This is a genomic window from Jezberella sp., from assembly GCF_964834465.1.
Genome location: NZ_CBAZRM010000047.1, coordinates 1 through 3,054 on the forward strand (window position 1 = coordinate 1; position 3,054 = coordinate 3,054).

Sequence of the window (3,054 nt, forward strand, 5' to 3'; positions counted from 1 at the left end):
AGCGCATTACGCCTAAGGCTTCAACTTTGCAGCCTTGAATTGCGTTGGGACTGGTGCTGATGCCTGCCATCACGTTACCTTCGCGCAGCATGGCGAGCGAATGATCTTGATCTTCGGCGCGAATATCCAAGACCATCGTTCCATCTAGCGCAACTGATTCCAGCACCAGCGCGAACCAGCTATCTAACGAATCAGCGTTGACCACAATCGGGATACGCACTTTGGTCGATTGAAGTTCTTTCTCAATTCCCAGCGCGGAAAACACTTCGGATTCGAGTAATGCTACTTCTTCCGCGTAGCGCCACAGCATGCGACCGGCGGCGGTGGCTTGGCAGGGAATGGTGCGTTGAATCAGGATTTGGCCGATGCGATCTTCTAATAATTTAATCCGTTGACTGATGGCAGATGGCGTCACGTTGAGCTTGCGCGCTGCTAGATCAAAGTTCCCTTCGGTGAGCACGGCGGCAAAGGCGGCGAGTTGGGCGTTATCGATTTTCATGATTAGCTATTCTAATGGTTCGTTAGAAAGATTAGTTTTACTAATTTTAACGCAGGAAATACAATTTGCTAAAACTACTAACTTATTCACATCATGACTAACGATCTTATTGCTGGCTTCCTCTCGGGCGCCGTTCTCATCATCGCCATCGGCGCACAAAATTCCTTCGTACTGCGCCAAGGAATTCGGCGTGAGTATGTGTTGCCCGTAGTGCTAATTTGCGCATTGTCGGATGCCTTGTTGATCGCGGCGGGGATTGCGGGAATGGGCGCCTTAATTCAATCTGCGCCGATGGTGGTGACAGTTACCCGTTATGGCGGTGCGGCATTTTTACTGGCTTATGGCTGGCTTGCGGCCAAGCGTGCCTTGCATCCACAACCGCTGACGGTTGATGACAAAGTGGGCGCATCGCTCGGTGTGGCGGTTGCTACCTGTTTGGCGTTTACTTTTCTTAATCCGCACGTGTATTTGGATACGGTGATTTTGTTAGGATCGTTGGCGAATAATCGTGGCGCGGGTAAATGGTATTTTTGGCTGGGTGCGGTGTTGTCTAGCTTTACCTGGTTTTTCTCCTTGGGATTTGGCGCGCGTTTGCTGCGCCCACTATTCAACCGCGCTGCCGCTTGGCGCGTGTTGGATACGCTGATTGCAGCGACCATGTTTGGGCTAGGAATTTTGCTGCTAACCGGCGCTTAAAAATCAATCGGGCTGCTGCGACGAAAAGCCGATAGGTCCTGCTCATCGCGCAATTCGCTCGCCGTCTCTATTTGAATACTTTGCTCGACACGTTTCACGTCAGCGATATTAATGGCGGCTGCTTGCGCCATCGTTGTAATCAATTCAGAGCTGACTATTCCCGTTAAGGTCACCACTCCATCTTTCACAGCGACCTCAATATCGCTGCCCGCTAACAGCGCATCGGCTTTCAATGCGGCGATGACATCTTGCTGAATTTGCGGATCGGTTTTCATGGTTATTCCTTTCTTTATCGCGCTTACGATGCGATAAGTAAGCCACAAGGTACGAAACTGATCGGTGTGTTCCGTCACATTGGAAGTAAAAATAAATGCGCAATATCGCGCCGAAACTAATTTCTGCAAAAACCCTTAAACTACGCCTTTCACATTTCAGCCCCTTTCGCCGCCCGTCGGCTTTTTGAACATTGCGAGAAATACCATGACAGATTCCGTAGAATACGTCCCACCAAAAGTATGGACTTGGGTAAAACCTAACGGCGGCACGTTCGCCAGCATTAATCGCCCGATTGCTGGCGCAACCCACGACAAAGAATTGCCGATTGGTCGCCATCCGCTGCAACTCTATTCACTGGCCACACCTAACGGCGTCAAAGTCACCATCATGTTGGAAGAGTTACTGGCGCTCGGTCACAGCGGCGCAGAATACGATGCGTGGTTAATCAAAATCGGTGACGGTAATCAGTTCGGATCAGGCTTTGTGGACGTCAATCCTAATTCTAAGATTCCCGCACTAATGGATCGCAGCAGCGACACGCCGATTCGGGTATTTGAATCGGGTTCGATCTTGCTTTATTTAGCTGAAAAGTTTGGCGCATTTTTACCGACAGACATTGCCACTCGCACTGAAACCTTAAATTGGTTGTTTTGGCAAATGGGCAGCGCACCGTATTTAGGCGGTGGATTTGGTCACTTTTACGCTTATGCGCCAACTAAGATTGAATACGCTATTGACCGTTTTGCGATGGAAGTTAAACGTGAACTCGATGTATTAGATCGCCGTTTGGCGGATAACCAATTCCTAGCCGGAGACCAATATACGATTGCGGATATCGCGGTGTTTCCTTGGTACGGCGGATTGGTCAAAGGCTGGGTTTATAATGCCGCCGAATTTTTGAGCACCCATGAATACAAACATGTACAGCGCTGGGCCGATCAAATTGCCGCGCGCCCCGCGGTCAAACGTGGGCGCATGGTCAACAAGGTCAATGGCGAGTTGTCCGAGCAACTGCATGAACGCCATGAGGCCAGCGATTTTGACACCAAGACGCAAGACAAGCTCAATCCAGCGTCATAACAGTCAACGTTTGGCTTGATGAATTTCGTCAACCGACTATGCATTAAAAAATGCCCGCTGCAGTTTTTTTGCAACGGGCATTCTTATTGATTCAATTAACAGTCAGACTACGGAAAAGCTGCAGATTAATCCGCCAACCTTTCCTTCGCCTGACGCACCTTATTTTTATACAACGCACCAATTGCCGCGGTAATAAAACCCGCCGTCGCGCCGACGCCTAAAGCCCAACGCGGCCCGAACGCGTCAGCCACCCAACCCACCAAAGGTGCGCCCAACGGAGTGCAGCCTAAAAATATCCCCATATATATCGCCATCACGCGCCCACGCATGGCGGGGTCGGTTGAAAGCTGCACGAAGCTGTTGGCCGTGGTGGTAAACATTTGCGTGGTTAGCCCAAGCGCGACTAAAAAAGCACCAAACAACATCGCGTTCGGCATCACGGCAGCAAGCGCCGCGACCACGCCAAAACCAAACGCACTCAGGGTTAAAAACGATAAACTGGG

5 protein-coding genes are annotated in these 3,054 nt (G+C 50.4%); 2 read left to right on the plus strand and 3 right to left on the minus strand.

Features of this window, described 5'->3' with window-relative positions; all coding sequences use genetic code 11:
* The coding region (locus AC1W8Y_RS15025; protein WP_482015299.1) for an ArgP/LysG family DNA-binding transcriptional regulator at positions 1-499 on the minus strand (499 nt) is incomplete at its 3' end.
* A 93-nt stretch (positions 500-592) separates the two neighbouring features.
* Between AC1W8Y_RS15025 and AC1W8Y_RS15030 the strand changes: the two genes are divergently transcribed.
* Positions 593-1,195: a LysE/ArgO family amino acid transporter gene (locus tag AC1W8Y_RS15030; protein WP_482015300.1), complete on the plus strand. Its 603-nt coding sequence runs from the start codon at positions 593-595 to the stop codon at positions 1,193-1,195.
* Here the strand turns inward: AC1W8Y_RS15030 and AC1W8Y_RS15035 are convergent.
* Complete coding sequence (locus tag AC1W8Y_RS15035; RefSeq protein WP_482015301.1) at positions 1,192-1,470, minus strand: BON domain-containing protein; 279 nt, start codon at positions 1,468-1,470, stop codon at positions 1,192-1,194. The genes AC1W8Y_RS15030 and AC1W8Y_RS15035 overlap by 4 nt on opposite strands.
* 205 nt (positions 1,471-1,675) lie before the next feature.
* Between AC1W8Y_RS15035 and yghU the strand changes: the two genes are divergently transcribed.
* Positions 1,676-2,551: a glutathione-dependent disulfide-bond oxidoreductase gene (gene yghU, locus AC1W8Y_RS15040; RefSeq protein WP_482015302.1), complete on the plus strand. Its 876-nt coding sequence runs from the start codon at positions 1,676-1,678 to the stop codon at positions 2,549-2,551.
* A gap of 125 nt (positions 2,552-2,676) precedes the next feature.
* On the opposite strand, the gene AC1W8Y_RS15045 is transcribed toward yghU, so the two are convergent.
* The coding region (locus AC1W8Y_RS15045; RefSeq protein ID WP_482015303.1) for an MFS transporter at positions 2,677-3,054 on the minus strand (378 nt) is incomplete at its 5' end.

Excerpts from the sequence above, each read along its gene's own strand:
- AC1W8Y_RS15030 (WP_482015300.1), top strand. The coding sequence starts at position 593 with ATGACTAACGATCTTATTGCTGGCTTCCTCTCGGGCGCCGTTCTCATC.
- AC1W8Y_RS15035 (WP_482015301.1), bottom strand. The coding sequence starts at position 1,470 with ATGAAAACCGATCCGCAAATTCAGCAAGATGTCATCGCCGCATTGAAA.
- yghU (WP_482015302.1), top strand. The coding sequence starts at position 1,676 with ATGACAGATTCCGTAGAATACGTCCCACCAAAAGTATGGACTTGGGTA.